General features: G+C 69.7%; 27 protein-coding genes and 1 tRNA gene. 6 read left to right on the top strand and 22 right to left on the bottom strand.

Annotated elements, in window-relative coordinates:
- The first annotated feature begins 14 nt into the window (after window positions 1–14).
- Entirely contained in the window at window positions 15–788 is a 774-nt protein-coding gene (locus FIF60_RS17135; RefSeq protein ID WP_158639274.1) for a hypothetical protein, read from the top strand.
- Between the two features lie 78 nt (window positions 789–866).
- On the opposite strand, the gene FIF60_RS17130 is transcribed toward FIF60_RS17135, so the two are convergent.
- Together FIF60_RS17130 and FIF60_RS17125 are read right to left on the bottom strand one after the other, a co-directional pair.
- A complete protein-coding gene (locus FIF60_RS17130) occupies window positions 867–1,592 on the bottom strand; it encodes a response regulator (RefSeq protein ID WP_144299508.1) in 726 nt (241 codons plus the stop codon).
- A gap of 190 nt (window positions 1,593–1,782) precedes the next feature.
- Complete coding sequence (locus tag FIF60_RS17125; protein WP_144299507.1) at window positions 1,783–2,622, bottom strand: methyltransferase domain-containing protein; 840 nt, start codon at window positions 2,620–2,622, stop codon at window positions 1,783–1,785.
- 500 nt (window positions 2,623–3,122) lie between these two features.
- On the opposite strand from FIF60_RS17125, the gene FIF60_RS22290 reads away from it, so the two are divergent.
- Window positions 3,123–3,257: a hypothetical protein gene (locus FIF60_RS22290; RefSeq protein ID WP_275426725.1), complete on the top strand. Its 135-nt coding sequence runs from the start codon at window positions 3,123–3,125 to the stop codon at window positions 3,255–3,257.
- A gap of 152 nt (window positions 3,258–3,409) precedes the next feature.
- Here FIF60_RS22290 and clpA read toward each other — a convergent pair whose 3' ends face one another.
- The 3 genes from clpA to FIF60_RS17110 form a co-directional block, all read right to left on the bottom strand.
- Complete coding sequence (gene clpA, locus FIF60_RS17120; protein ID WP_144299506.1) at window positions 3,410–5,758, bottom strand: ATP-dependent Clp protease ATP-binding subunit ClpA; 2,349 nt, start codon at window positions 5,756–5,758, stop codon at window positions 3,410–3,412.
- 128 nt (window positions 5,759–5,886) lie between these two features.
- Window positions 5,887–6,225 carry an ATP-dependent Clp protease adapter ClpS gene (clpS, locus tag FIF60_RS17115; protein WP_144299505.1) on the bottom strand — a complete coding sequence of 113 codons (339 nt, stop codon included), beginning with the start codon at window positions 6,223–6,225 and terminating at the stop codon, window positions 5,887–5,889.
- A 312-nt stretch (window positions 6,226–6,537) separates the two neighbouring features.
- Window positions 6,538–7,056 (bottom strand): phasin family protein, encoded by a 519-nt coding sequence (locus FIF60_RS17110; RefSeq protein ID WP_144299504.1) that lies wholly within the window; start codon window positions 7,054–7,056, stop codon window positions 6,538–6,540.
- 383 nt (window positions 7,057–7,439) lie between these two features.
- On the opposite strand from FIF60_RS17110, the gene FIF60_RS17105 reads away from it, so the two are divergent.
- A complete protein-coding gene (locus FIF60_RS17105; RefSeq protein WP_239451686.1) occupies window positions 7,440–8,603 on the top strand; it encodes a D-alanyl-D-alanine carboxypeptidase family protein in 1,164 nt (387 codons plus the stop codon).
- Window positions 8,604–8,628: 25 nt separating this feature from the next.
- Here FIF60_RS17105 and FIF60_RS17100 read toward each other — a convergent pair whose 3' ends face one another.
- The gene (locus FIF60_RS17100; RefSeq protein ID WP_144299502.1) at window positions 8,629–9,756 is read right to left on the bottom strand and encodes a DSD1 family PLP-dependent enzyme; all 1,128 of its coding nucleotides are present in this window, start codon (window positions 9,754–9,756) and stop codon (window positions 8,629–8,631) included.
- An 88-nt stretch (window positions 9,757–9,844) separates the two neighbouring features.
- Here FIF60_RS17100 and FIF60_RS17095 point away from each other — a divergent pair, with 88 nt between their 5' ends.
- Entirely contained in the window at window positions 9,845–10,591 is a 747-nt protein-coding gene (locus FIF60_RS17095; RefSeq protein WP_144299501.1) for a class II aldolase/adducin family protein, read from the top strand.
- A 76-nt stretch (window positions 10,592–10,667) separates the two neighbouring features.
- Here FIF60_RS17095 and FIF60_RS21945 read toward each other — a convergent pair whose 3' ends face one another.
- From FIF60_RS21945 to FIF60_RS17035, 12 genes are all read right to left on the bottom strand, one after another.
- The gene (locus tag FIF60_RS21945; protein ID WP_204251231.1) at window positions 10,668–10,988 is read right to left on the bottom strand and encodes a PEP-CTERM sorting domain-containing protein; all 321 of its coding nucleotides are present in this window, start codon (window positions 10,986–10,988) and stop codon (window positions 10,668–10,670) included.
- Entirely contained in the window at window positions 10,985–12,499 is a 1,515-nt protein-coding gene (locus FIF60_RS17085; protein WP_144299500.1) for a tripartite tricarboxylate transporter permease, read from the bottom strand. The genes FIF60_RS21945 and FIF60_RS17085 overlap by 4 nt, the downstream gene beginning before the upstream one ends.
- A 22-nt stretch (window positions 12,500–12,521) precedes the next feature.
- Complete coding sequence (locus FIF60_RS17080) at window positions 12,522–13,010, bottom strand: tripartite tricarboxylate transporter TctB family protein (protein WP_144299499.1); 489 nt, start codon at window positions 13,008–13,010, stop codon at window positions 12,522–12,524.
- Between the two features lie 13 nt (window positions 13,011–13,023).
- Entirely contained in the window at window positions 13,024–14,016 is a 993-nt protein-coding gene (locus FIF60_RS17075) for a Bug family tripartite tricarboxylate transporter substrate binding protein (protein WP_144299498.1), read from the bottom strand.
- A 90-nt stretch (window positions 14,017–14,106) separates the two neighbouring features.
- Window positions 14,107–14,469, bottom strand: a complete 363-nt coding sequence (locus tag FIF60_RS17070; protein WP_144299497.1) for a gamma-glutamylcyclotransferase family protein — start codon at window positions 14,467–14,469, stop codon at window positions 14,107–14,109.
- A gap of 41 nt (window positions 14,470–14,510) precedes the next feature.
- A complete protein-coding gene (pgmG, locus tag FIF60_RS17065) occupies window positions 14,511–15,920 on the bottom strand; it encodes a phosphoglucomutase/phosphomannomutase PgmG (protein WP_144299496.1) in 1,410 nt (469 codons plus the stop codon).
- 36 nt (window positions 15,921–15,956) lie between these two features.
- Entirely contained in the window at window positions 15,957–17,264 is a 1,308-nt protein-coding gene (locus tag FIF60_RS17060) for a UDP-glucose dehydrogenase family protein (protein WP_144299495.1), read from the bottom strand.
- A gap of 10 nt (window positions 17,265–17,274) precedes the next feature.
- Window positions 17,275–18,141, bottom strand: coding sequence for a UTP--glucose-1-phosphate uridylyltransferase GalU (galU, locus tag FIF60_RS17055; RefSeq protein ID WP_144299494.1), 867 nt, complete (start codon window positions 18,139–18,141; stop codon window positions 17,275–17,277).
- Window positions 18,142–18,295: 154 nt separating this feature from the next.
- A complete protein-coding gene (locus FIF60_RS22140; protein ID WP_144299493.1) occupies window positions 18,296–19,015 on the bottom strand; it encodes a DnaJ domain-containing protein in 720 nt (239 codons plus the stop codon).
- Between the two features lie 24 nt (window positions 19,016–19,039).
- Window positions 19,040–19,759 carry a vWA domain-containing protein gene (locus FIF60_RS17045; protein WP_144299492.1) on the bottom strand — a complete coding sequence of 240 codons (720 nt, stop codon included), beginning with the start codon at window positions 19,757–19,759 and terminating at the stop codon, window positions 19,040–19,042.
- Window positions 19,760–19,790: 31 nt separating this feature from the next.
- Window positions 19,791–20,675, bottom strand: a complete 885-nt coding sequence (locus tag FIF60_RS17040; RefSeq protein ID WP_158639273.1) for a nucleoside hydrolase — start codon at window positions 20,673–20,675, stop codon at window positions 19,791–19,793.
- On the bottom strand, window positions 20,668–22,950 hold the full coding sequence (locus FIF60_RS17035) for an NADP-dependent malic enzyme (RefSeq protein WP_144299490.1): 2,283 nt from the start codon (window positions 22,948–22,950) through the stop codon (window positions 20,668–20,670). Before FIF60_RS17035 ends, FIF60_RS17040 begins: the two co-directional genes overlap by 8 nt.
- 120 nt (window positions 22,951–23,070) lie before the next feature.
- Here FIF60_RS17035 and FIF60_RS17030 point away from each other — a divergent pair, with 120 nt between their 5' ends.
- On the top strand, window positions 23,071–23,670 hold the full coding sequence (locus tag FIF60_RS17030) for a DUF502 domain-containing protein (RefSeq protein ID WP_144299489.1): 600 nt from the start codon (window positions 23,071–23,073) through the stop codon (window positions 23,668–23,670).
- A gap of 15 nt (window positions 23,671–23,685) precedes the next feature.
- Here the strand turns inward: FIF60_RS17030 and FIF60_RS17025 are convergent.
- Window positions 23,686–23,772, bottom strand: a tRNA-Leu gene (locus FIF60_RS17025).
- Window positions 23,773–23,801: 29 nt separating this feature from the next.
- Here FIF60_RS17025 and lipB point away from each other — a divergent pair.
- Window positions 23,802–24,467 (top strand): lipoyl(octanoyl) transferase LipB, encoded by a 666-nt coding sequence (lipB, locus tag FIF60_RS17020; protein WP_144299488.1) that lies wholly within the window; start codon window positions 23,802–23,804, stop codon window positions 24,465–24,467.
- Here the strand turns inward: lipB and FIF60_RS17015 are convergent.
- From FIF60_RS17015 to FIF60_RS17005, 3 genes are read right to left on the bottom strand one after another with little or no spacing between them, the layout of a single operon-like run.
- Window positions 24,464–24,838 carry a hypothetical protein gene (locus FIF60_RS17015; protein WP_144299487.1) on the bottom strand — a complete coding sequence of 125 codons (375 nt, stop codon included), beginning with the start codon at window positions 24,836–24,838 and terminating at the stop codon, window positions 24,464–24,466. The two genes, lipB and FIF60_RS17015, sit on opposite strands and share 4 nt — an antisense overlap.
- The gene (locus FIF60_RS17010; RefSeq protein ID WP_144299486.1) at window positions 24,835–25,113 is read right to left on the bottom strand and encodes an acylphosphatase; all 279 of its coding nucleotides are present in this window, start codon (window positions 25,111–25,113) and stop codon (window positions 24,835–24,837) included. The genes FIF60_RS17015 and FIF60_RS17010 overlap by 4 nt, the downstream gene beginning before the upstream one ends.
- Window positions 25,110–25,826 (bottom strand): ATP12 family chaperone protein, encoded by a 717-nt coding sequence (locus tag FIF60_RS17005; RefSeq protein WP_144299485.1) that lies wholly within the window; start codon window positions 25,824–25,826, stop codon window positions 25,110–25,112. The genes FIF60_RS17010 and FIF60_RS17005 overlap by 4 nt, the downstream gene beginning before the upstream one ends.
- Between the last annotated feature and the right edge of the window lie 162 nt (window positions 25,827–25,988).

Genomic DNA, 25,988 nt, shown 5'->3' with positions numbered 1-25,988 from the left:
AGGAAGGAGCGCCGATGACCCGCATCGCCCTCGCCGCCGCAGCCGCCATCGCCATGCTTGCAGCGCCGCGCGGGCAGGCGGCGGAGCGCATTCACAGGCCTGACCTTGCACACGCACGCGGCACACCGCTCGCCCGCTCGTACCGACGCGAGAAAGCGGCGAGGGTGATCGCGTTCTCGGCGCTGATCATGGCGCTGGGAATGACGGGCTGCTCATCGCCGCCCGACGCCTCTGGTTCGGCTCCTGCCGGCGCCTCCGTTGCCGCGCCGTTGGATCTCTGCCCGCCGCCTGGCACACGCATCGAGCGCGCGAGCTGGCCCGATCGCCGAAGGCTGTACCCAATGGTGTATGTTGCGACACCGCCAGGGCGCCTCTGCGTCGTCACCCCCGATGGGCGGCGGAATTACACCTCGCTTCTGGGGATGCGGTTCTATCTGGCCAACGACCCGGCGCTCGAACGGTTGGAACGTGCCGTGGCCAGCCTCTTTCCGTTGCGCGTCGGCAATCGCGCGTTTGCATCGGTAACGGGCACGGCGGTTACCGAAGGGGAGACATTCCTCTGGACGTTCGAGTTTCGCGTCACCGGTACCGAGATGATAAACGCGACGGAAGCCTTCGTCGTCACGCTCACCGAACGCGGGCAACCGCCGAACATGTACGGCGTCGACAGCACCGCCTGGATCGACCCGCGGCACAAAACGCCGCTGCGCGTACGGCATGCGATGCACCGAAGCGACCCGCCGTTTCCATATGAGAGCTGGGACGCTGTCTCGGTCTATCTCCACTAGGCCGCGCCGCACCCAGCGGGGCCCGTCTCACGCCCAGGTGCCTGTCGGTCACGCTTCAATGCGTCAGCACTTGGTGCGTCAGAACGGTTTCTTGCCGGCGCTGACCGCCTGGAAGCTGGCCGCGGCGAGAGCGGTCGGGTCGAACGGCTTGCCGAGAACGAAGGCCGGCTCCGGGTGCTGGCCGGTGAGCAGGTGTTCCGGATAGGCGGTGACGAAGATCACCGGCGCCGGCGCCCCTTCGAGGATGCGTGCGACGGCAGCGCGGCCGGACCCGCCCGCGCCAAGCTTCACATCGGCCAGGATCAGGCCAGGCGGGGAGTTCGCGGCGAGCGCGAGGGCCTTCTCCTCGTTGGCGGCAACCCCGATCACCCGATGGCCGCACTCGGTCATCAACCGCTCGATCTCGAGAGCGGTGACGGGCTCATCCTCGATGATCAGCGCATCGGCCGATACGAGCCGCCGCGCATCGGCCATGGCCTCGTTGAACAGGCGCTGCGTGACGTCCTCCTCCAGCCCGACCACCGCGGCGGTCTGGCCGTTGTCGAGATCCTCGAGCGCGCGGAGCAGCAGCACCTGCCGTCGCAGCGTGTCCTCGCGTGGCCCCTGCGCGGCGTCGCGGTGCAGGCGCGAGATCGAGGTGTAGAGCCGGTGGCCGGGGAAGGAGGCGCCGGACCCCGCGTCCATGACGTTGCTCAGCGCCCGCTCGACCAGCCGGTCCCCCTCGTCGGCCACGGCGACGAGCGCGCGCGCGTAGCGGCGCGCGTGGGGGATCGACTCGACAACGGGGTTCGGGGACCCGCTCATGGTTCTGCTCCGTCTCCTTCCGCACGTTCCGTTGCCACGGCTTCCGATGCCATGGCGCGGCCGCTCCCGAGGGATGCCGCCACGAGCGATCCAATTCGCAACCGTCCCAACGGTTGCGGAGGGCTCACGGAGTCGTGTTCGGGGGATGGGAGCTGGAGGGGGCGTGACGGGACGACAGCAAGCGAGGCGCTCAGGCCACGCGGTGGGCGATGATCGTGTGAAAGGTGATCACCCCGAAGAACGCGTCGCGCGCCGCCATGACGCCAAGTTCGTCGACGAAGCGCCTCGCCTCCTGCTCCGACATCACCCCGGCCTTCGGCAGAAGGATGGGGAGCGACGCGAGCAGCGGGCCGAAATAGTCCGGCCTGCCAATATCGGCCACCGCGTAGGCGCGCGACCAGGCGAGCTGCATCCCGCGCTCGCGGAGCAGGCGCGGCAGGCTGCGTACGGCACGCGGCTGGGCGAAGAGGCCCTTGCGGATGAGGCGGTCGCTCTCCGCGCCGCCATCTTCCGCCTCCGTCGCGATGGAGAGCGAGGCGACATCGGCGTCGAACACGACCATCCGTCCCGAACCCGGCGTGAGATGACCGACGGCTTGGTGGAGCACCCGTTCCGGGTCGGCAACGTGGCTGATCAGCGTGTGCAGCAGGACGACATCGAACTGCTCGTCGAGACCGAGCGCATGGGCGTCGCCGACACGCCAGTCGATCCGCCCGTCGAGCCCCTCGGCGGCTGCGAGGCGACTGGCGGCGGCGACGAGATGGGGGCTTATGTCGAGCGCGACGATGCGCCCGGGCGCATCCGGACGCAGCGCGATCCGACGGCTTGCCACGCCTGTGCCGCAGCCGAGCTCGAGAAGCGACTCGGTTCCGGAAAGACGGAGCTGCTCGCCGTAATCGCCAATGGACTGGATGAACACGGGATGCCGCCCGCGCGCCTCCAGGCGCGTGACCATGACCTCGAGCGTCTGCTCATCGAGCTCGTACGTACGGCCATAGACATCTGCGGCCTTGGCCTGCGTGGTTCCCATCGCGGCCTCCCCCTGCTTTCACCGCAGCATAACCCCGGAAGCGCAACGATATTGTCACGATGGTGGGAGGGAAGCAGGCACTATGGGCCGCGCCGATCGCTGACGATGGCGCTCATCGACAATGTATTGGATTCAGCAGCAACTCGCGAGCAACACGGCTCGCTCGTCACGTATCGCCACCAAATCCAAGATTACATTGCGATGGTTTATTTTGTTGCCGACACGAGAAGTGTAGCTCCCCCCTCCGACCCGCAGGTAATGCGAGTCCCGAAGTGGCACCGGGCTACCGTATGTGACTGTGGTCCGCGTAGGACACAACAATCCGGTTTGATTGATCGCCAGAGAGAACGAAGCCGATGTTACGGCATACTGTTCAATCGGCTCAGTCCTGATGAGAGATTCAATTGCCCGGGCGCTCGCTCCGCCGTTAGCAGCCTCGCCGCTTCGGACGCTCCGTTGCGCTCCTTCGCGAATAGTTTCTACGGGGGCAGCCACCCAACATGTTCGGCGTCGACACGCGCGTCTGGCTCGACCCACAGCGTCGCGTTCCGCTGCGAGTTCGCAACACCATCTATCGCAGCCAGAATCCCAACTGGCTGCGTGACTGGGACGCGACGTCGGTCCTGATGCGCTGATCGGAGGTCGGGCTGAGCGTGGGCGCAGACGGCGGCCAATGCCCGCGATCGGGATGATCGCCTATGCGCCTGGGGCACTTCACCCCAGGCACGTCATAAACAAGAGCCGGCGGCGGTTCGACGCCCGGTGAACCGCCGTCGATAAGCCGCTTTTACTCCACCACCTCCGGCGCCTTCTCGTCGTCGCCTTCGCCCGGGTCGCCCTCGGGCTTCGGCAGCGCGGCGACGGGGGCCTCGACATAGGCGAAGGTGAGAATCTTGCCCTCCTCGTCGACGCCGACGCGCACCGCGCCGCCCTTCGAGAGCCGGCCGAACAGGAGCTCCTCGGCGAGAGGCTTCTTCACGTATTCCTGGATGATGCGCGCGAGCGGCCGGGCTCCGTAGAGCTTGTCGTAGCCCTTCTCGGCGAGCCAATGGCGAGCCCCGTCGGTCAGCTCGATCGTCACGTTGCGGTCGGCGAGCTGCGCCTCGAGCTGCATGACGAACTTGTCCACCACCATGCCGACGATGTCGGGGGTGAGGTTCGCGAACGGAATGGTCGCGTCGAGGCGGTTGCGGAACTCGGGGGTGAACAGGCGCTTGATCGCGTCCTCGTCCTCGCCCTCGCGGCTCTCGCGCGCGAAGCCGATGGCGTTCTTCGCGAGGTCCGACGCGCCCGCATTCGTCGTCATGATCAGGATGACGTTGCGGAAGTCGACCTGCTTGCCGTTGTGGTCGGTCAGCTTCCCGTGGTCCATCACCTGCAGGAGGATGTTGAACAGGTCGGGGTGCGCCTTCTCGATCTCGTCGAGCAGAAGCACGCAGTGGGGGTGCTGGTCGATCGCGTCCGTCAGCAACCCACCCTGGTCGAAGCCCACATAGCCAGGCGGGGCGCCGATCAGGCGGCTGACGGAATGACGCTCCATGTACTCGGACATGTCGAAGCGCGTCAGCTCGATGCCGAGGATCTTCGACAGCTGCTTGGCGACCTCGGTCTTGCCCACGCCGGTCGGGCCGGAGAACAGGTAGTTGCCGATCGGCTTCTCGCCGTCGCGAAGCCCCGCGCGGGCCAGCTTGATCGCCGCGGCAAGCGCCTCGATCGCCTTGTCCTGGCCGAACACCATCGCCTTGAGATCGCGCTCGAGGTTGCGGAGCGTCTCCTTGTCGTCGGTGCTCACCGCCTTGGGTGGGATGCGCGCGATCTTGGCGACGATGTCCTCGACATCCTTCACCGTCACGGTCTTCCGCCGCTTGTTCTCGGGCAGCAGCATGCGCGAGGCGCCGACCTCGTCGATCACGTCGATCGCCTTGTCGGGCAGCTTGCGGTCATGGATGTAGCGCGAGGAAAGCTCCACCGCCGCCTTGATGGCATCATCGGTGTAGCGGACCTTGTGGTGCTTCTCGTAGTTGGTCTTGAGCCCCTTCAGGATCTTGATCGCATCGTCGAGCGAGGGCTCGGCCACGTCGATCTTCTGGAAGCGGCGGACGAGCGCGCGGTCCTTCTCGAAGTAGTTGCGGTACTCCTTGTAGGTGGTCGAGCCGATGCAGCGCAGCGTGCCCGAGGCGAGCGCGGGCTTCAGCAGGTTCGAGGCATCCATCGCCCCGCCCGAGGTGGCGCCGGCGCCGATCACGGTGTGGATCTCGTCGATGAACAGGATGGCAGAGCCGCCCTGCGCCTCGAGCTCGGAGACGACCGCCTTCAGCCTCTCCTCGAAGTCGCCGCGGTAGCGCGTGCCGGCGAGGAGCGCGCCCATGTCGAGCGCGTAGATGGTGCACTTGCTGAGCACCTCCGGCACGTCGCCCTCGATGATCCGCTTGGCCAGGCCCTCGGCGATCGCGGTCTTGCCCACGCCCGGGTCGCCCACGTAGAGCGGGTTGTTCTTGGTGCGGCGGCAGAGGATCTGGATTGTCCGCTCGACCTCGGATTCGCGGCCGATCAGCGGGTCGATCTTGCCGGCGGCGGCCTTCTTGTTGAGGTTGATGCAGTAGGTGGTGAGCGCCTCCTGGCTGCGCCGGTTCGGCTTGTCCTCGCGCCCCTCGTTCTGCTCGTTCTCCTGGCCCTGCACGGCGCGCTTCTCGTTCCGCCCCGGCACCTTGGCGATGCCGTGGCTGATGAAGTTCACCGCATCGAGCCGCGTCATGTCCTGCTGCTGCAGGAAGTAGACCGCGTGGCTCTCACGCTCGCTGAACAGCGCGACGAGGACGTTGGCGCCCGTCACCTCGTCCCGCCCGGAGGACTGGACGTGGATCGCGGCGCGCTGGACGACACGCTGGAACCCGGCGGTCGGCTTGGGGTCTCCGGTCCGGTCGGTCACCAGCCCGGCGAGGTCCTTGTCGAGAAACTCGGTCACCTCCCTCCGGAGCCGCTCGGCGTCGACGGCGCAGGCGCGGAACACGCCGGCTGCGTCGCTGTCGTCGACGAGCGAGAGGAGAAGGTGCTCGAGGGTGGCGTATTCGTGCTTGCGCTCGCTTGCCAGGCCGAGCGCGCGGTGCAGCGTCTGTTCGAGGTTACGGGACAACATGCGCGCGCTCTCCTTGTCCTGGCCGTGTCAGGTCACGGCCGTTCCGGGGGAGGCCCCGACGGCGGACCCGCCGCCTGCCTTCCCGGGTGTCGATGCAGATATCGTGCCTCGCCGCGCACGGAGAAGGTTCACTCCTTCTCGATCGTGCACTGCAGCGGGTGCTGGTGCTGGCGGGCGAGGTCCATCACCTGGGTGACCTTGGTCTCGGCCACCTCGTAGGTGAACACGCCGCATACGCCGACGCCACGCCTGTGCACGTGCAGCATGATGCGCGTGGCTTCCTCGCGATTCTTGTTGAAGAACCGCTCGAGCACATGGACGACGAACTCCATCGGCGTGTAGTCGTCGTTCAGCATCAACACCTTGTACATGCTGGGCTTGCGGGTCTTCGGGCGCGCCTTGATGACCACGCCCGTACTGGGTGTGTTCTCGCCGCCCTGGTTGCCCCGCTTGTCCGTATCGCTCATCGCCTCGGTGCCGCGCTGCGCCTTCGCTTGTGCCGGCAGGGGGCACGATGCCGCGCCGCCGCACAGGGATGATATCGGAAGCGGCAAGCCCGGCGAAAGGGTGTGCCGCAGAATGCGCCTCCGGAATCGACCGCCAAGCCATCATGGCAGCAATCCTGCCCTGGCGGGGTTCAGCGAGGGTAAATCTCTTGCCCGTGAGGGGGCGAGAACAAAAAGGGTCAATGAAAAGGGGCCCGGGAGTGATCCCCCGGGCCCCTTCACGTGCCCTGCCGGAAACGCCGGCAGGGATTGCCTCTCGATCGCTCAGCCGGATCAGGCGGCGATCGGCTTGCCGAACGTCTTCACCGCGAGGTTCACGCGCTCGATCACCGGGGCGAAGGCCTTCTCGGCGAGCTTCGCGGAGCTCTCGGAGAACTTCGTCGTCTCGGCGACGAGCTTCTCCGTCGAGGCCTTGGCGATCGTCGCCTGCAGGTCGAACGCCTCGCGGACCGACTTCACGCCGGCGAGCGCCTTGGCGTTCTCGATCGTCTCGGCGAAGGCGGCCTGCTGGAAGGCCATCGTCGAGCGGGCGAGCTCCTGCATGCCCTCGGTGAGGATCGTCGAGGACTGGACGAACGCGTCGAGGTTACCCTTGCCGAAGGCGAGCGCCTCCTCGAGGGTCTTCTGCACCGAGGCGGCCTGCTTCTGGGCTTCCTCGATCTGCTGCTTCATCGCGGCCTGGGCCTGCTCGAAGCCCTTCGTCGCGGCGTCGGTGCCCTGCTTCACCAGGCTGTCCATCGTCTCGACGCCGGACTCGATCGCGGCAGTTGCCTTGGCGGACTTCGTGCTCATGTACTTACTCCTTCCTCGGCGGCCGGTGTCCCGCACGCCATTGCATGATACCGTTGCTTCGGCGCCTTCATGTTGCGCTGCAGCACGACCGGAACATGGCGGTTTCGTTCGCTTTCGTCAAGCATTTTGTTGCACTGCACAATTTGGTCTCCCGGCCTGCCGGAGCGGACACAGGGGCAGAGAATCAAGCGTTAACCATCTGCGTTTTATGTTTTTTCCGGTGGACATGGCGCACAGGCGCGCCTAGGGTCCGGGGTCTGGCCGGCCATGCGCCGGGCGCAATGGAAGGGCGTGGAACGATGGTGGCAGGCAGGATGCCCGGGCGTGTTGCAACCCTGCGTTCAATCGTTCCAGGTTTCCTTATCGCCCTGGTTGCAATTCTGGTGTCAGGCGAGTCCCGGGCCCAGATCGGCAGCGAGCGCTATTCCTCGATCGTGATCGAAGCCGCCTCCGGCCGCGTGCTCTCTGCCGTCGATGCCGACGAGGAGCGCCACCCCGCCTCCCTCACGAAGGTGATGACCGCATTCCTGGTGTTCGATGCCGTCTCCGACGGCCGCGCCCGCTGGTCCGACCAGGTGACGATCTCGGGCAACGCAGCCGCCGCCCCGCCCTCGAAGATCGGCATGCCGCCCGGCTCGCGGCTGACGCTCGAGCACGCGGTGCTCGCCATCATCACCAAGTCTGCCAACGACATCGCGATCGCGATCGCCGAGCACCTGGCCGGGTCGGAAGCGAACTTCGCCCGGGCGATGACGCTCAAGGCGCGCCAGATCGGCATGCGCGACACGGTGTTCCGCAACGCGTCCGGCCTGCCTGACGTGCAGCAGGTCACCACGGCGCGCGACATGGCGACACTCGGCCGGCGGCTGATCCTCGATCACCCGAGCGACTACCGCTACTTCTCGACCGACCGGTTCCGCTTCCGCGGGAAGGTCCACGTCAACCACAACAACCGGATCCTCTCGGGCTATGACGGAGCGGACGGGATCAAGACCGGCTACATCCGCGCGAGCGGCTTCAACCTGCTCGCCTCCGCCCAGCGCGACGGGCGGCGGATCGTCGCCGTCGTGTTCGGCGGCTCCTCGGGCCCGGAACGTGACCGGCACATGGTCGCGCTTCTCGACGATGCCTTCGGCGTCGCGGGCGGCACCGCCGTCGCCTCGCGCAACGAGGGCATCTCGCTGATCTCCCGCGCCAACGCTTCCACGCCAAGCCAGGACCGGGCGGCGATGCAGCGCACCGAGCAGGCGACGACGCGGGCGCGCGGGGGCGGTGCGACGAACTGGGCCGTGCAGGTCGGCGCGTTCTCGACGCGAAACCAGGCGCTCACCGCGGCCCGCAGCGCAGAGCGCGCGCTCGGCATCGCGCGGGCGGAGACGGAGATCCAGCCGACGCGCGGCCGCCGCGGCACGCTGTTCCGCGCCCAGGTGACGAACCTTACCGCGGCCGAGGCGCGCGAGGCCTGTGCGGACCGGAAGAAGCGCCGGCAGCCTTGCCTGACGATCGCGCCGAGCAACGTCGCCTCGAGCGCCCGGACGCGCGGCTAGGGGCCCTCGTCCAGGTCCTGCGCCTTCAGCGCATCGCGCCGCGCGCATCGACCGGGAACACGCACTCAACGCGCCCGCCCCTTAGGCCGACATACCAGTCGTAGCGATCGACCGTCGGGTCGCAGTGGCCGGGGATGAGCCGGAGCTTCTGGCCGAGCTTCAGGCTGCGCGCGCCGCCGTCCCAGGTGAGCTTGCCGTGCTCGTCCGAGGCGCCGACATAGGCAACATCCGGCATGCCCCACACGAGTGGCATCCCGCAATCGACCGCGACCCCCTTGTGCCCGACATCGAGCACGGCGAGGCCGGGCTTCGGCGCGCTCATCACGGTCGCGAGCACGAACAGCGCATGCCGGAACGTGCTCATCGGCTTGCCGGCCGCATCGAGGTTCCGCGCATAGTCGGCATCCATGAAGGCGTAGGAGCCGGCCTGGATCTCGTTCCATACGCCCGTGGCCGCTTCGAGCTCGAACGTGCCCGTGCCGGCGCCGCCGACGACGCGGCACTCGAGCCCGCGCTGGCGAAGCTGCTCCACCGTCCGCCGCGTGCCGTCCGCAGAGGCAGCGATCGCCGCCTCGCGCTCCTCGGGCTTGCGGAGGTGCTGCGCGCGGCCGTGATAGGCCTGCAGGCCCCCGAAGACGAGGTGCTTCGAGCCGGCGATCCGTTCCGCGAGCGCCACGGCCGACGGCCCCGGCTCGACGCCGCAACGTGCCATGCCGACATCGATCTCGACGAGCGTCTCGATGCGCCCGCCCGCCGCCTCGGCCACCTCCTCGAGCATCGCGACCTGCGAGGCATCGTCGACGCACACCGAGACGCGCGCGAGCTTGGTGAGCCCGAACAGCCGCTGCAGCTTCGAGCGGCCGACGACCTGGTTGGTGACGATGATGTCGCCTATGCCGCCCCAAGCCAGCGCTTCCGCCTCGCCGACCTTCTGCACGCATTGGCCCACCGCGCCGCCGCGGCTCGCCTGAAGCCGGGCGACGGTCGCGGATTTGTGGGTCTTGGCGTGCGCGCGCAGCTTCGCGCCGGTCGGCGCGAGCAGCGCCTTCATCGTGTCGAGGTTGTGCTCGAAGGCATCGAGGTCGAGCACCAGGGCGGGCGTGTCGATCTCGTCCTCGGGCATGCCGGGGAGCGCGGGCGGTGTCTGGAGCATCGGTGACCTCGAACGTGGCGGGAGGGGGAGGATCGCGCGCGCGGCCGGCTTCCGCTAGCCTCCCCCGCGAACAGGGAGGGAGGAGCCCATGGACACCCACGTCGCCCCGGATACGGACGCCATCACCCAGGCGAAGATCGAGCTCGCCGCCGCGTGCCGCTGGGCCTCGCGCCTCGGCTTCCAGTCCGGCGTGTGCAACCACTTCTCGGTCGCCGTGCCCGGCCGGCCGGACCTGATGCTGATCAACCCGGAAGGGTATTTCTGGTCGGAGGTCACGGCCTCCTCCCTCGTTCTGGCAGACCACAAGGGCACCATCCTCTCGACCAACGGCAACACGGTCGAGCTCACGGCGTTCTGCATCCACGCGCCGATCCACGCTGCCCTGCCGCAGGCCACCGCGGTGCTGCACACGCACATGCACCACGCCACCGCCATCTGCATGCGCGAGGGCGGCGAGATCGCGAAGAGCTACCTCTCCGCGATGAGCTTCTACGACAAGATCGCCTATGACCGCGCCTTCGACGGCGCCGCGCTCACCCCGGCAGAAGGCGCCCGCCTCGCCGGCGTGATCGGCGATGCGACGGTGCTGATGATGCAGAACCACGGGCCCATCGTCGTCGGCACCACGGTCGGCGAGGCGCTGCTGCGGCTCATCTATCTCGAGGACACCTGCAAGATGCAGCTTCTGGCCGAGGCGGGCGGGGCGAAGCTCGCGCCGATCGACCCGAAGCTGATCAAGGCCTCGGAGCCGAAGCGCTTCACCAATTACGGCCGCACGTTGATGACGGCGGTGGTGCGCACGCTGACGAGTGAGGAGCCCGACTTCCGGACCTGACCCGCCGGGGGCCGGACATGGAAGCGGCCCGTCCGGTGCCGGACGGGCCGCCTGCCGAAAGCCAGGCTGTGGTTGCTCAGCCGCGCAGGCGCCGCCGCGCGAGCCCGAGGCCGAACAGCCCCGCGCCGAGAAGCGCGAGCGTGCCCGGCTCGGGCACCGCGTAGCGCATGTTGTCGAGCAGGTAGGTGTCGCTGCCAGGCGACACCGACCGGATCGTGACCGTGTCGAACGCCGTGTCGCTGCGGAAGCCGAGGAACCCGTTGTTCGGGTCAGTCCCCGCGCCGACGGTGCCGATCACCACGCCCTGCGAGACGAAATCCACCTCGACCGTGACGCTGAGCTGCACGCCAGAGCCGTTGCCGCCTTCCTGCGTGTTGAAGAACGCCCCCAGCCTCACCCTTCCCGTCGGGCGAGCTGCACCGAGATTGCGCCGCGCACGCGGCTGATCACCGGCCAGAACAGGAGCATGAGTCCCACCGTCATGATCGAGCCGACCAGCCAGTTCGACCAGAACACGCCGAGATCGCCCTGCGAGGAGAGCATCGACTGCCGGAAGGCCTGCTCGGTGCGGTTGCCGAGCACGAGGGCGAGCACGAGCGGCGCGAGCGGGTAGTCGAGCTTCTTCATCGCGTAGCCGAGCACGCCGAAGCAGAGCATCACGACCACGTCGAACCAGGCGTTGTTCACCGTGTAGGCGCCGATCGAGCAGATCACGAGGATCAGCGCCGCGATCACCGCGAAGGGAACGCGCAGGATCGCAGCGAACCACGGCACGGCGACCAGCACGAGAACGAGCCCGACGATGTTGCCGAGATACATCGAGGCGATCAGGCCCCAGACGAAATCGGCCTGCTCGACGAACAGCATCGGCCCCGGCTGCAGCCCCCACATCATCAGCCCGCCGAGCAGCACGGCAGCGGTGGGCGAGCCGGGAACGCCAAGCGCGAGCATCGGCAGAAGCGCGCTCGTTCCGGCAGCGTGCGCCGCCGTCTCCGGCGCGATCACGCCCTCGATGCGCCCCTTGCCGAACGGCACCTCGCCCGGCTTCGCCAGGCGCCGCGCCACGCCGTAGCTCATGAACGAGGCGGGCGTCGCGCCCGCGGGCGTCACTCCCATCCAGCAGCCGATCAGCGAGGAGCGGAGCGACAGCGCCCAGTGGCGCGGCAGTTCCGCCCAGGTGCGGCGCACCACCGAGAGGTCGATGCGCGCATTCGCGCCGCGGAAGGCGAGCCCCTCCTCGATCGAGGTGAGGATCTCGCCGATGCCGAACAGCCCGATCACCGCGACGAGGAAGTCGAAGCCGCGGATCAGCTCGGTCGTTCCGAATGTGAGGCGGAGCGTGCCGGTGACGCTGTCGAGGCCGACGCAGGCGAGAAGGAACCCCGCCATCGTCGCCATCAGCGTCTTCAGCGGCGAGCCGGTGCCCATGCCGATGAAGCTTGCGAAGGCGAGGAACATCACCGCGAAGAACTCCGGCGGGCCGAAGCGCAGCGCGAAGCCGGCGACGAGCGGCGCGACGAAGGTGATCATCACGATCGCCACGAAGGCGCCGACGAAGGAGGAGGTGAAGGCAGCCGTCAGCGCCTCCGCCGCGCGGCCCTGCTGCGCCATCGGGTAGCCGTCGAACGTGGTCGCGACCGACCACGGCTCGCCCGGGATGTTGAACAGGATCGAGGTGATCGCGCCGCCGAACAGCGCGCCCCAGTAGATGCAGGACAGCAGGATGATCGCGCTGACCGGCGACAGCGAGAAGGTAAGCGGCAGCAGGATCGCGACGCCGTTCGCACCGCCGAGCCCGGGCAGCACGCCGATGACGACGCCGAGCACGATGCCGATCACCATCAGCGCCAGGTTCCACGGGTCGAGCGCGACCGCGAAGCCGCCGAGCAGCAGCCCGAACTGATCCATCAAAGCCCCCGCTGCACCACGCTCAGTAGCCGAGCCACTGTTCAATCGGCCCCTTCGGAAGTGCGACGAGGAACCAGATCTCGAACACGACGAACGCGACGATCGCCACCGCGACGCCCGTGGCCGCGGCGACGGGAATGGCGAAGCTTCCGAGCCGCGTCATGAACCAGGTGATCAGGAGCGCCGAGGACACGTAGAGGCCCACGAACGGCATCGCCGCGACCTGCAGCGCCGCCGGGACCAGCACCGAGGCGACGCGGCCGAGCTCCTCGCGTGTGGCGAAGCCGAGGCGCCGCGGAATCCCGAGCGCGCCGACGAGCTGCCACAGCGACGCGGCGAGCAGGATCAGCCCGATCCAGAACGGGAAGTAACCCGAGCGCGGGCCGTCCTCGCTCCAGCCCGCGCCGATATCCAGCGCATCGGCGATCGCGAGCGCGGCGACCGCGGCGAAGAGAAGCGCAAGGCCGACCTCGGCGGTGCGGAGGCCGATGCCCGTGAAGCGGCGCGCCATCGCTGCCCCGCGCTCAGCGCGAGGCCACGAAGCCGGCCTCCGTCATCAGCGTGCGGTGACGCTCCTCCTCGCGGGTGAGCCAGGCCTTGAACTCCTCGCCGGTGAGCGTGGTGGTGTTGAAGGCGCCCTGGCGCATCAGCTCCTGCCACTCCGGCGTCGCCCGCACGCGCTCGAGCAGCCCGATGTAGTAGGCCACCTGTGCCTGGCTCACGCCCGGGGCCATGAAGATGCCGCGCAGCATCAGGTATTCGACATCGAGGCCGCTTTCCGCGCAGGTCGAGATGTCGCTCCAGGCCTGCGTCTCCGTCATCTTCTCGGTCACCGGCAGGCGCCTGCCGTCGAACACGCAGAGCGGGCGCAGCGCGCCGGCGCGCCAATGCGTCACCGCCTCGATCGGGTTGTTCACCGTCGCCTCGACATGCTTGCCGACGAGCGCGACCGCGACGGCACCGCCGCCCTGGTAGGGGATGTAGGTGAAGTTCACGCCCGTCGCCTTGGTGATGGCTGCGGCGATGATCTGGTCCTCCTGCCTCGAGCCGGTACCGCCGATGCGGAGCCGGTTCGCCCGCGCGGCGTCGAGGAAGGCGGGAACGGTCGTGTACGGCGCCTCGGCGTTCACCCAGAGGATGAACTCGTCGAGCGCGAGCATCGCGACCGGGGTGAGGTCGGTCCAGCGGAAGGGGATGCCGGTCGCAAGCGGCGTGGTGAACAGGTTCGAGAGCGTGATGAGCAGGATGTGCGGGTTGCCCCGCGCCGCCTTGGTCTCGAGGAACGCCTCCGCGCCAGCGCCGCCGGCCTTGTTCACGACGACGATCGGCTGCCGCATCAGGTTGTGCTTGGAGACGATGCCCTGGATCACGCGGGCCATCTGGTCGGCCCCGCCGCCGGTTCCGGCGGGCACGATGAACTGCACGGGCCTGGTCGGCTCCCAGCTCGCCTGCGCGACGGCGGCGGGTGCAGCGAGGCCGAGGGCGAGGGCGAACGCGGCCGTTGCGGCAATGCGCATGAAGTGCTCCCAGATGTTCGTTGCAGCCTTGGACCGCGACTATGAGGCCCCTGCATGACAGCCATGCAAGGCGATGTCACGAACTCGTGATCAGAGCTCGCTCGTCGGGCGTGGGGACCATGGGCGGCGCGCGTCAGCCCTGTCCGGCCGCGAAATCCACGCGCGGGCGGCGAGGTACTGGCCCTCGCTCAACACCCTGACGCGCAGGAACCGGTAGAGCGCGCCTTCGTATGCGTGCAGCGGTGGAAGCAACGCCGGCGGGATGTCGGCGACGAGGCCGTCGACCGCCTCTCCTGCGGCGCGCAACAGCGTTGGGAACGGGGTTCCCCGCAGCGTCACACGCCGCCATCCCTCGAGAAGGCCGGGGCGGGCGGAGGCGAGCGGCTCGGCCGTGCCTGCACGGCGGGCGAACACGGCCGGGTCCATCAGCGAGCCGTAGAGGAAGACGCGCATGCCGCGCCCCCTGGACGCGCGCCCTGGCGGCGCGCCCTGGCTCAATGCCCGGAGGCGGCCCTCTCGAAGTCGAGCGCCACGCCCGAGGCCTTGAGCTGCTCGCCGAGCGCCGCCTTCAGCCTCTCGAGCCCCGCCTCGCCCGTCGTCGCCTCGGCGCGGGCGACGAGCACGGCCTGGGTGTTCGAGGCGCGGAGGAGCCACCAGCCATCGGGAGTGGAGACGCGCACGCCGTCGACGTCGGACACCTTCGCCTGCGCCGACTTGAGCCGGGCGGCGACCTCGCGCACCACGTCGAACTTCCGCGTGTCGTCGCACTCGAAGCGAAGCTCGGGCGTGTTCAGCACGGCCGGCAGCGCCTTGCGCACGGCAGACAGCCTGCCCTCCATCCGCGCGACGATGCCGAGCAGGCGCACGCCGGCATAGAGCGCGTCGTCGAAGCCGTACCACTTGTCCGCGAAGAACACGTGGCCGCTCATCTCGCCTGCGAGCGGGCAGCCCGTCTCGGCCATCTTCGCCTTGATCAGCGAGTGCCCTGTCTTCCACATGAGCGGCTTGCCGCCCGCCTCGCCGATCGCGTCGAACAGAACCTGGCTCGCCTTCACGTCGCTGATGATCGTCGCGCCGGGATGCGCCTTCAGCACGTCGCGGGCGAGAACGATCAGGAGCTGGTCGCCGAAGAGCATGTGCCCCTCGTCGTCGACCACGCCGATGCGGTCGGCGTCGCCGTCGAAGGCGATGCCGAGATCGGCGCCGGTCTCCTTCACGCGCGCGACGAGGGCCTCGAGGTTCTTCAGCACCGTCGGGTCGGGGTGGTGGTTGGGGAAGCGGCCGTCGATCTCGGGGAACAGAATCTCGTGCTTGCCGGGAAGCTTCGCGACGAGCTGCCTGAGCACGTCCCCGGCCGCGCCGTTGCCGTTGTCCCACACGACCTTCAGCGCACGGTCGCCGCCGTCCCAGTCCTTGATCAGCCGCGCGACGTACTCCGCGGCGATGTCGACCGTCTCGTCGCTTCCCGCGGCCTCCGCCACCACGTCGCCCGCGGCCGCCATGCGGCCGATCTCCTGGATCTGCGCGCCGAAGAACGGCTTGCCGCCGAGCACCATCTTGAAGCCGTTGTAGTCGGGCGGGTTGTGGCTTCCCGTCACCTGCACCGCGCCGTCGCAGTTCCGCGCGACACCGAGGTAGTAGAGCATCGGGGTCGGGCCCACGCCCATGCGCAGGACCTTGAGCCCGCAGGCCTTCAGCCCGTCGACAAGCGCCTGCTCGAGCGCGGGGCCGGAGACGCGCCCGTCACGCCCGACAGCGACGAGCTTGCCGCCCTTGCGCGCGACGATCGAGCCGAAGGCGCGGCCGATGGCGAAGGCGTCCTTCTCCGAGAGCGTGCGGCCGACGATGCCGCGGATGTCGTACTCGCGAAGGCTCGTCGGGTCGAAGCGGTGCGAGAAGGCCATGCGCAATCCTTTCGAAAGCTCAGGTCCGGGGGCGGCTCAGGGCCGGCCGATCGAGGAGTAGCGGAACCCCGCCTGGCGCATCGCCGCGGGGTCCCACACGTTGCGGAGGTCGACGACGACATCGCCTGCCATCGCGGCCTTCAGCCGCGCGGGCGAGATGGCGCGGAACTCGTTCCATTCTGTGATCAGGACGAGCGCGTCGGCATCCTTCGCCGCGTCCATCGCGTCCTTGCACCAGCGGATCGAACCGGGCATCAGCGGCTTCGCCTGCTCCATGCCCTCGGGGTCGTAGGCAGAGACGATGGCGCCGTCCTCGACAAGCCGCGGCACGATGGTGAGCGACGGCGCGTCGCGCATGTCGTCCGTCTCTGGCTTGAAGGTAAGGCCGAGCACGGCGATGCGCTTGCCGCGCACCGACCCGCCGCAGGCCGCGACCACGCGCGAGGCCATCAGCGCCTTGCGCGCGTCATTCACCGCGACGACCGTCTCGATCAGCCGTGTCGGCGCCTGGTGGTCCTGCGCGGTGCGCACCAGCGCGAGCGTGTCCTTCGGGAAGCACGAGCCGCCGAAGCCCGGCCCGGCATGCAGGAACTTGCGCCCGATCCGCCCGTCGAGGCCGATGCCGCGGGCGATGTCGTGCACGTCGGCCCCCACCTTCTCGGCAAGGTCGGCCATCTCGTTGATGAAGGTGACCTTCATCGCGAGGAACGCGTTGGCGGCGTACTTGATGAGCTCGGCCGTCTCGAGCCCGGTGAACACGATCGGCGTCTCGATGAGATAGAGCGGACGGTAGAGACGCTTCATCACCTCGCGCGCACGGTCGCTGTCGGCGCCGATCACCACCCGGTCGGGGCGCATGAAATCGCCGATGGCGTTGCCCTCGCGCAGGAACTCGGGGTTGGAGGCGATGTCGAATTCGAGGTCTGGCCGCGTCGCGCGCACGATCTCGGCGACGCGCCGACCCGTGCCGACCGGAACGGTCGATTTCGTGACGATCACGGCATAGTCGGTCATCGCCTTGGCCACCTGCTCCGCGGCGGCATAGACGTAGGTGAGGTCGGCGTGGCCGTCGCCGCGCCGCGTCGGCGTGCCGACGGCGATGAACACCGCCTCCGCCCCTTTCACGGCGGCGGCGATGTCGTCGCCGAAGGAGAGCCGCCCGGCGGCGACGTTCTCCGCCACGAGCTTCTCGAGCCCGGGCTCGTAGATCGGCATCTTCGCGGCCCGCAGCGCGGCGAGCTTGGCGGGATCGGCTTCCACCACCGCGACGTCGATGCCGAACTCGGCGAAGCAGGCACCGGAGACGAGGCCGACATAGCCGCCGCCGATCATCGCGATCCGCATCGCCCGTGCCTCAGCGGTAGTTCGGCAGGAAGGCCCGCACCTTGTCGGCCATGTCGGGCCGCGAGAGGGCGAAGGCGAGCTGCGCCTCCAGATACCCCGCCTTGTCCCCGCAATCGAACCGGCGGCCGGTGCAGCGGAGCCCGTGGAAGGGCTGCCGCCCGATCAGCCTGGCCATGCCGTCGGTGAGCTGGATCTCGCCGCCCGCGCCCTTCTCGAAGCGCGCGAGTTCCGCGATCACCTCCGGCATCAGCACGTAGCGGCCGACGATGGAGAGGTTCGACGGCGCCTCCTCCGGCTTCGGCTTCTCGACGAGGCCGAGCACCTCGGCCATCCGGCCATCGTCCTTCCCGACCTTCAGGATGCCGTAGCGGTTCGTGTGCTCGCGCGGCACTTCCTCGACCGCGACGACGTTGCCCCCAGTCTCGGTGTACGCATCGGCGAGCTGCTTCACCCAGGACGTCTCGGCCAGCACCAGGTCGTCGGGAAGCATGATGGCGAAGGGGTCGTCGCCGATGAAGGCCCGGGCGCACCAGATGGCGTGGCCGAGGCCGAGCGGTACCTGCTGGCGCACCGAGACGATCGAGCCGGGGATGGCGGAGGCGCCCTCGAGCTGCTTCAGCGTGTCGAGCTTGCCGCGCTCCTTCAGCGTCGCCTCGAGTTCGAAGGCGACGTCGAAATGCTCGACCAGCGAGACCTTGCCGCGGCCGGTGACGAAGCAGAACTGCTCGATGCCGGCCGCCCGCGCCTCCTCGACGGCATACTGGATCAGCGGCTTGTCGACGACCGGCAGCATCTCCTTGGCCATCGCCTTGGTCGCGGGGAGGAAGCGCGTGCCGAGACCGGCGACCGGAAGCACGGCCTTGCGCAAGCTCTTCATCTCATTACCCTTCTGTCTGGCTGAACCCTGCCGGCGAAGGCGCGGCAGTGTCGGGATGTGACGCGGTTCCTGCCATACGGGCCCCGCCACCGCAACCGACGAGCGGTTAACGCCTCAGCGGCCCGATCGTTCAGCGCCGTGGGCGGCAGGACCATCACCCGAGCAGCACATCGCGGGCCTCGTTGATCCGGGCGGCAAGCCAGTCCGACCCGCCCTTGTCGGGGTGCGCGGCCCGCATCAGGCGGCGATGGGCGTCGCGGATCTGCTCCTCGGTCGCCCCCTCGCGAAGGCCGAGAATGGCAAATGCTTCGGCGCGGGTGAGAGGGCCGCCTGCCGCGCGGGGTCCCTCCTCCGAATCGCCGGCAGCGTCCGCCGCGGCACCTCGCCAGGCTTCGCCGAAGCGGCGGTCCATCCAGGCCTCGAGGAGCGGCACGCTTTCGGGGTCCTCTGCGCGGAGCGCGAGCCACAGCGCGATCAGGTCGGGCAAGGCGAGTTCGGCGAGCTCGCGGCCGCGGAACTCGCCAGCCAGGACCGTGCCGCTCATCGTTCCGGTGTCATGGTCGAGCCGCATGCGCAGGAACGCGGTGGCCACCTCGCTCGCCTGGCCCTCGCCTGGCCGGCCGCCGCGCGAGAAGGTGCGTGCGGCCTTGGCCTGGTTCCAGAACCGGATGGCGAGGGGGCCGAGCACGACGGCGAGCATCAGCGCCTGGCCGCCCCGCCCGGTGACGAGAAGGAACAGCGCGAGCGCACCGCCGAGGGTGATGCCCACCCACTTGAGGGCCGATTTCAGGGCCTCGATCCGCGCATTGGCGAAGGCGGAGGCGGCGTAGAAGATGAGCCCGAGCGCGCCGAGGCCGACGAGAAGCCAGGTCATGGGCGCCAGGTCATCGGTCGCGGGTCACCGGCGTCCGGGGAGCTGGTGCGTCAGGAGCGTCGCGGCGCGCCCCGCACCCGCGGAGGGCAGCCGCGCCAGCGCCTCGCGCCCGCCCGCTGCATAGACGGCGACGGCGGTGAGCAGGTCGCGCAGCATGTCGGCCGAGGAGAGATCGAACGGCGCGTAGGCGCCGCCCGAGAGGCGCGCGAGCTCGCGGAAGGTGCGGGCAGCCATGGGCTCCCCGCCCTCGTGGAAGAAGAAGCCGGGGCAGCCGAGCATGCCGAGCTCGCCCGCGAGATGGGCAAGCGCGTCGATGTCCTCCTCCACGGCATCGCCGACGAAGACGAGTGCGTTCACCCGATCCTTCCGCGTCTCTGCCGCGGCATGGCGGAGCACGCGGGCGATCTGCGTCTGCCCGCCGAGGCAGGAAACGCCCGTCATCCGCCGCGTCAGGTCGTCGGTGTCGGAGAGCCAGGGCGTTGCGGCGAACTCGCCATAGCCGCGGTAGTAGCAGAGGCTCATGGAAAGCCCGCCAAGGCCGCGCGTCGCGTCGAACATCGCGCCCGTGAGAAAGCAGGCGCGGTCCCAGGTCGGCTGCCGGCTTGCGGTGGCATCGACCGCGAAAAGAAGCCGCCCGCGCCGCCCGGTGCCCGCGCGCACCGCCGGCATGGTCTCGACGCGGCGGAGGAACGCGTTCACGTCCGCGCGCTTGGCCTTGTCAGGTAGCTGGCTGTCCCGTCCCATACGCCTTCATGTGGGGGTGTCTCCCCCCTGTTCAAAGCATGCCAAGAAGCCACGCAACCAGCGCGAAGAACCCTTCGGCATCGACCGCGACGGCGACCTCCGCCGTCTCCTCCCTTGCCTGCCAGTCGAACCCCGTGCGCCCGGCGCCGTCAACCTCGATCGCCGCCCGGCGCCAGGTGTAGAGGCCGGGCTCGACCAGGGCGGCGATGGCGTGCGCGTCGGGAAGCATGCCGCCCACGAGCCCGTGCTGGCGCCTGTCTGCCGCCGCATAGGCCGCGAGCATCGGCGCGATCCGCCTCCCGACCGCGCCGGTGGCGGCAAGCATGGCGACACGCTCGGGCGTGGCGAGCGCGGCGCGGGCGATGTCGAGCGGCACGAGCGTCACCGGCCCGGCGAGGACGAGAGCCGCAGCAAGCGGATCGACGGCGAGATTGTACTCGGCGCCGGACCGCGTGTTGCCCGCGCCGATCGCGCCGCCGAGCACGACGAGGCGTGGCGGGGCGAGCCCCGCCTCGCGCGCGACGGCGATGTTGGTCAGCGGCCCGATCGCGGCGACGGTGGCCGGCATCGCTGCCGCGAGCGCCGCGGTTGCATCCGTGCCGTCCGGCCCGCGCGAGGGCTTCGGAAGGGCAAGGCCCGAGAGCCCGTCCTCCCCGTGCACCACCGCATCCTCGACCCGCCCGCCGCCGAGCGGCGCCGCCGCGCCGCGATGGACGGCGATGTCGCCCCGGCCGGCAAGGTCGAGCACCCGCCGCGCGTTCGCGGCGCACACATCCACGGGCGCGTTGCCGGCGACCACCGTCACGGCGCGGAGGTCGAGAGACGGCGCGGCAAGCGCCATCAGCAGGGCAAGCGCGTCGTCCGCCCCGGGGTCGCAATCGATGACCAGAGGGGTCGTTGGACGCTGCTCAGCCACCGCCGTGCGCGGCCGCCTCCAGGACCGCGAGCGCAGTGACGTTGAGGATTCCGCGCGCGGTGATCGAGGGCGTCACGACGTGCATGGGGCGCGCCAGGCCGAGCAGCATCGGGCCGACGGCGAGGCCATCCGCTGCGGCCTTGAGAAGCTCGAAGGAAATGTTCGCTGCATCGAGCGTCGGCATCACGAGCAGGTTGGCGCTGCCCTTGAGCGCCGATCGCGGGAAGATGCGCGACCGCGTCGCCTCGACCAGGGCGGCATCGGCATGCATCTCGCCTTCCACCTCGAGCTCGGGGAAATGCGCGCGGATCATCGGCAGGGCCGCGCGCATCTTCCGCGCGGACGGCGTGCCGGAGGAGCCGAAATTGGAGTGCGACACGAGCGCGATCTTCGGCTCGACACCGAAACGGCGTACCGCCTCTGCGGCGAGGCCCGTCATCTCGCAGACCTGCTCCACCGTCGGGTCGGGGTTCACGTGCGTGTCGGCGATGAAGAGCGTGCCGGACTGGACGATCAGTGCCGAAAGCGCATAGGCGCGGCCAACGCCCTTGCGGCGGGGGATGATGTCGCGCACGAGCTCCCAGTGGCGCATCCACTGGCCCGTGGCGCCGACGATCGCGGCGTCGACCTGGCCGGTGGCGAGAAGCATCGCGGCCGCCACCGTGGTGCGCGTGCGCACCCGCGTTACCGCACTCTCCGGCGGCGTTCCCTTCCGCTCGACGAGCGCGTGGTAGGCCTCCGCCAGCGGGTCGAACACGGTGGTGTCCTCGGACGGATCGAGGATCGTCACCTGCTCGCCGAGCTTCATGCGCAGGCCCATGGCGGCGATCTTGCCCTCGATGATCGCGCGGCGACCGACGACGACGGGATGGGCGATGCCTTCGTCGACCGCGATCTGCGCCGCGCGCAGCACCCGATCGTCCTCTCCCTCGCCATAGGCCACCTTGGCCGGATGGGCCCGGGCTGCCTCGAACACCGGCCGCATGAGCTGGCCCGAGCGATAGGAGAAGCCGGCAAGGCGCGCCTTGTAGGCCTCGAAATCCTCGATCGGCCGCGTCGCCACCCCCGTTTCCATCGCCGCCTTCGCCACAGCCGGGGCGATGCGGAGGATCAGCCGCGGGTCGAACGGCTTGGGGATGATCGTGTCGGGTCCGAAGGAGGGCGCCTGGCCGCCATAGGCGGCCTGCACGACCTCGGAGGCCTCCTCGCGCGCGAGCGCGGCGATCGCGTCGGCGGCGGCGATCTTCATCTCGTCGTTGATCGTCGTCGCGCCGACATCGAGCGCGCCACGGAAGATGAACGGGAAGCAGAGGACGTTGTTGACCTGGTTCGGATAGTCGCTTCGTCCCGTCGCGACGATCGCGTCCGGCCGCGCCTCCTTGGCGAGCTCGGGCGTGATCTCCGGCTCGGGGTTCGCGAGCGCCATGATCAGCGGGTTCGGCGCCATCGTCGCGAGCCACTCGGGCTTCAGCACGCGCGGGGCGGAGAGGCCGAGGAAGATGTCGGCTCCGGGCAGGACCTCGGGGAGCGTCCGCGCCTCGGTGTCGCGCGCCCACTTCTCCTTCCACGGATCCATCAGCTCGTTCCGCCCCTGGAACACCACCCCCTTGATGTCGGTGACGGTGATGTTCTCCCGCTTCATGCCCATCGCGACGAGGAGGTCGAGGCAGGCGAGCGCGGCGGCACCGGCGCCGGAGGTGACGAGGCGCGCCTCCTCCATGCGCTTGCCCTGCACCACGAGCGCGTTGCGGATGGCGGCGGCGACGATGATGGCCGTGCCGTGCTGGTCATCGTGGAAGACGGGGATCTTCATCCGTTCGCGGAGCTTCGCCTCGATGACGAAGCACTCGGGCGCCTTGATGTCCTCGAGGTTTATGCCGCCGAAGGTCGGCTCGAGCGCGGCGACGACCTCGATGAACTTGTCCGGGTCGTTGGCGTCGACCTCGATGTCGAACACGTCGATGCCGGCGAACTTCTTGAAGAGCACCGCCTTGCCCTCCATCACCGGCTTGCCGGCGAGCGGGCCGATCGCGCCGAGGCCGAGCACGGCCGTGCCGTTGGTGATGACGGCGACGAGGTTGCCGCGGGCGGTGTAGTCGAATGCCGTCGCCGGGTCGGCCACGATCGCCTCGCAGGCGACGGCCACGCCTGGCGAGTAGGCGAGCGACAGGTCGCGGTTGGAGGAAAGCCGCTTGGTCGCCTCGACCGAGAGCTTCCCGGGCCGCGGGAGCCGGTGGTAGTCGAGCGCCGCCTTGCGGAAATCCTCGCGGTCCATCGTTCTCCCTTCCCCGTGGTCGAGCGTCACCGCAGAGATGCACGGGCCGGAGCGGATAGGCAACTGGCGCCGGCTCTCGTCCCGGGAGCAGACTTGCCCCCTGGACAGGGGGAGAGCGGGATGCGCGCGGTGATGTCCTTCGTGAAGACCACGGTGATCGGCGGGGTGCTGTTCCTCGTGCCGGTCGTGCTCGCCGTCGTCGTCATCCAGCAGGCGCTGGCCATCGCGGTGAAGCTGGTGCGGCCTGTCGCGGGAATGCTGCCCTTGCCCGGCGTCTCGGCGGCGATCGCGGCCACCGGCGGGTCGATCCTCGCGTTGTTCATCCTCTGCTTCGTCGCCGGCCTGCTGGCCCGCGGCCGGCTCGCCAACCGCCTGGCCGACACGCTCGAGGAACGCATCCTCTCGCGCTTTCCGGCCTACGGGCTGATCAAGAGCACGGCCGAAGGGTTCGTCGGGCTGGAGAAGGAGGGAAGCTTCGTGCCCGCCCTGCTCCGCTACGACGACGCATTCCAGATCGGCTTCGTCGTCGAACGCCTGGAAGGCGGCTTCGCGACGGTCTATCTCCCCGGAGCGCCGAGCGCGACCTCCGGCAGCGTCGCGGTGATGGAGGAAGGGCGGATCGTGCTGCTCGGCCTCACCGTGCCCGATACGCTTGCCCTCCTGCGCCGGCTGGGCGCGGGAGCGGCCCCGGCCTTGGCCGCGGCGATCCGGAGTGCATGAGAGGAAGGATCAGGCTGGTGCGGTCGAGAAGACTCGAACTTCCACGGGGTTTCCCCCACAAGCACCTCAAGCTTGCGCGTCTACCAGTTCCGCCACGACCGCGCACCCAGCCAGGGCGGGGGATATAACCGATGCTGTCTCCCTCGGCAATCGCGCTCGGCCCGCCTTCCTGGCAGGTCTCGGACGCGCCCGTCGCCTACCCCGAGGCGATGGCGGAGATGGAGCGGCACGTCGCCGCCATGGCGGCCGGCGAGGCGGGCGAGCGCATCTGGCTGCTCGAGCATCCGCCCCTCTTCACCGCCGGCACCAGCGCGCGGGCGGAGGACCTGTTCAACCCCCGCGGCTTCCCGACCTACCGGGCAGGCCGCGGCGGGCAGTGGACCTATCATGGGCCCGGCCAGCGCGTCGGCTACGTGATGCTGGACCTGCGCCAGCGCGGGCAGGACATCCGGGCCTACGTACACGGGCTCGAGGCCTGGCTGGTCGCCGCGCTCGACCGGCTCGGCATCCGCGCGGGCACCCGCGAGGGCCGCGTCGGCCTCTGGGTGGCGGACAGGCGCCAGCCCGGGCGCGACGCCAAGATCGGCGCCATCGGCGTGCGCGTGACGCGCTGGATCACCTGGCACGGCTTCGCTCTGAACGTGGACCCCGACCTCGATCATTTCGATGGCATCGTGCCCTGCGGCGTGCGCGAGCATGGCGTGACGAGCCTCTGGAACGAAGGCATCGCCGCCTCGATGGAGGAGGTCGATTCCGCGCTGATGGCGTCCTTCGCCGAGGCGTTCGGGGGAGCCTAGCTCCAGAAGGCGTTGGCGAGCATGAGCAGGCCGAGGAGCCCGACGAGCATGCCGGCGAACACGAGCACGGCGAGCACGCCGCCGCCGAAGGGCATCGCCACGCGCTCTGGCCGCGTGCGGTGCACGAGAACGGGCACCCGGGCGCCGGACGCCACGGTGCTGCGCACCCCCCAGTGCTGGGCAAGGCGCTCGCGCCCCAGCTCGTCGATATAGGAAAGCTCGGCATCGGCGACGCCCGGCCGCCTGCGCACGGTGGCGAGCGTGCGACGCCACGTCATCTCGCGCCGGTACTGCCGGAGCGCCACGGCGATCATGACGGTCCCGAGGACGACGCAGCCCGAACCGAGCAGCATCCTCAGGAAGGCGATCATCCGTCCGCCACCTGACGGAACCCTTCCCGCCCCTCCGCCGAGGCCTCGTGCTGCGCGACCGCATCCACGCGCGCGAGCATCGGCCCGCGCCGGCAGGCCTCTGCGAGCGTCTCGATCGCCCCGGCAGGGCCTTCGGCGAACACCTCGACGCGCCCGTCCGGCAGGTTCCTGACCCAGCCGGCGACGCCGCCGCGCCGCGCGGCATCGACGACGAAGGCTCGGAAGCCCACGCCCTGCACGCGTCCCGACACGATGAACCGCCGCGCCTCGCTCACGCCGTCTCCCTCGCGAGAGCGAGAAGCTCGGCGGCGCGGAGGATGTCGGCCCGGATCGCGGCGCGCCGCGCGGCCGCCTCGGCATCCTCGCCCCACTCCTCCTCCTGGAAGGTCTCGTCGAGCACGGCGAGCGCGTGCGCCTCGTCGGGGTCGATCCGCCGGTGCGAGACGGCAAGGCCGAGCACGAGCGAGCCGGTGGACTGCACGATCTGCCCCAGTGCGGAGAGCGCGACAGGCTCGTGCGCGGCCACCGCACGCGCGAGCGACGCAAGGGCGGCCTGGGGCTGGGCGACGGCGACCACCCCTGAGGTCACCGACAGCGGCGCATCGAGGGCGAGCGCAGCCCAGTCGAGAAGCGGTTGCCAGGAAGCCGCCTGGCGCTGGGCGAGCTTTGGCGGGAAGTCTGCCCGGTAGCACAGAAGGTCGGTCTCGCCGTAGCGCGCGACGGTCGCGACCGCGAGCGCCGGGTCGGGCGCGATACGGTCGATCGCCGTGCCGACGAGGCGCGTCAGCGGCAGCTGCTCGAGGCTGAACTCCCTCCCCTTCTCGCCGCCCGCCGCTTGCCACTCCGCGGCGAGCGCCTCTGCGATCCGTCGGGAGGGAACGGCCAGCCGCGCGCCGGAAGGAAGCCGCATCGGCCTGCCGTCGAGCAGGACGCAGCACGCGCCCTCTTCGATCTCCGCTGCCTCCGCCCGTGACCAGAAACGCTGCATCCCTGGCCCTCAGCGGCCCAGCCTGGGCAGGAACTGCTGCAGCGGGTTCGTCGGCTGCTGCTGCTGTGGCTGCTGCTGCGCCGGGGCCGCGGGCTGGGCAGGCGGGTCCTGCTGCGGCGCCGCCGCGGGCTGCGAGGCCTCGGGCGCGGGCGCCGCGCCCTG

Origin of the sequence: Elioraea rosea (assembly GCF_007644105.1) — a bacterium.
Classification (GTDB): Bacteria; Pseudomonadota; Alphaproteobacteria; order Acetobacterales; family Acetobacteraceae; genus Elioraea_A; species Elioraea_A rosea.
Note: the sequence above shows the minus strand (reverse complement) of the source record. Positions and strands in the feature narration are given on the sequence as shown.

Bases quoted from the DNA above. Each gene is read 5' to 3' on its own strand.
- FIF60_RS17135 (WP_158639274.1), top strand. From the start codon at position 15: ATGACCCGCATCGCCCTCGCCGCCGCAGCCGCCATCGCCATGCTTGCA.
- FIF60_RS17130 (WP_144299508.1), bottom strand. From the start codon at position 1,592: ATGAGCGGGTCCCCGAACCCCGTTGTCGAGTCGATCCCCCACGCGCGC.
- FIF60_RS17125 (WP_144299507.1), bottom strand. From the start codon at position 2,622: ATGGGAACCACGCAGGCCAAGGCCGCAGATGTCTATGGCCGTACGTAC.
- FIF60_RS22290 (WP_275426725.1), top strand. From the start codon at position 3,123: ATGTTCGGCGTCGACACGCGCGTCTGGCTCGACCCACAGCGTCGCGTT.
- clpA (WP_144299506.1), bottom strand. From the start codon at position 5,758: ATGTTGTCCCGTAACCTCGAACAGACGCTGCACCGCGCGCTCGGCCTG.
- clpS (WP_144299505.1), bottom strand. From the start codon at position 6,225: ATGAGCGATACGGACAAGCGGGGCAACCAGGGCGGCGAGAACACACCC.
- FIF60_RS17110 (WP_144299504.1), bottom strand. From the start codon at position 7,056: ATGAGCACGAAGTCCGCCAAGGCAACTGCCGCGATCGAGTCCGGCGTC.
- FIF60_RS17100 (WP_144299502.1), bottom strand. From the start codon at position 9,756: ATGCTCCAGACACCGCCCGCGCTCCCCGGCATGCCCGAGGACGAGATC.
- FIF60_RS17095 (WP_144299501.1), top strand. From the start codon at position 9,845: ATGGACACCCACGTCGCCCCGGATACGGACGCCATCACCCAGGCGAAG.
- FIF60_RS17085 (WP_144299500.1), bottom strand. From the start codon at position 12,499: ATGGATCAGTTCGGGCTGCTGCTCGGCGGCTTCGCGGTCGCGCTCGAC.
- FIF60_RS17080 (WP_144299499.1), bottom strand. From the start codon at position 13,010: ATGGCGCGCCGCTTCACGGGCATCGGCCTCCGCACCGCCGAGGTCGGC.
- FIF60_RS17075 (WP_144299498.1), bottom strand. From the start codon at position 14,016: ATGCGCATTGCCGCAACGGCCGCGTTCGCCCTCGCCCTCGGCCTCGCT.
- FIF60_RS17070 (WP_144299497.1), bottom strand. From the start codon at position 14,469: ATGCGCGTCTTCCTCTACGGCTCGCTGATGGACCCGGCCGTGTTCGCC.
- pgmG (WP_144299496.1), bottom strand. From the start codon at position 15,920: ATGGCCTTCTCGCACCGCTTCGACCCGACGAGCCTTCGCGAGTACGAC.
- FIF60_RS17060 (WP_144299495.1), bottom strand. From the start codon at position 17,264: ATGCGGATCGCGATGATCGGCGGCGGCTATGTCGGCCTCGTCTCCGGT.
- galU (WP_144299494.1), bottom strand. From the start codon at position 18,141: ATGAAGAGCTTGCGCAAGGCCGTGCTTCCGGTCGCCGGTCTCGGCACG.
- FIF60_RS22140 (WP_144299493.1), bottom strand. From the start codon at position 19,015: ATGACCTGGCTTCTCGTCGGCCTCGGCGCGCTCGGGCTCATCTTCTAC.
- FIF60_RS17045 (WP_144299492.1), bottom strand. From the start codon at position 19,759: ATGGGACGGGACAGCCAGCTACCTGACAAGGCCAAGCGCGCGGACGTG.
- FIF60_RS17035 (WP_144299490.1), bottom strand. From the start codon at position 22,950: ATGGACCGCGAGGATTTCCGCAAGGCGGCGCTCGACTACCACCGGCTC.
- FIF60_RS17030 (WP_144299489.1), top strand. From the start codon at position 23,071: ATGCGCGCGGTGATGTCCTTCGTGAAGACCACGGTGATCGGCGGGGTG.
- lipB (WP_144299488.1), top strand. From the start codon at position 23,802: ATGCTGTCTCCCTCGGCAATCGCGCTCGGCCCGCCTTCCTGGCAGGTC.
- FIF60_RS17015 (WP_144299487.1), bottom strand. From the start codon at position 24,838: ATGATCGCCTTCCTGAGGATGCTGCTCGGTTCGGGCTGCGTCGTCCTC.
- FIF60_RS17005 (WP_144299485.1), bottom strand. From the start codon at position 25,826: ATGCAGCGTTTCTGGTCACGGGCGGAGGCAGCGGAGATCGAAGAGGGC.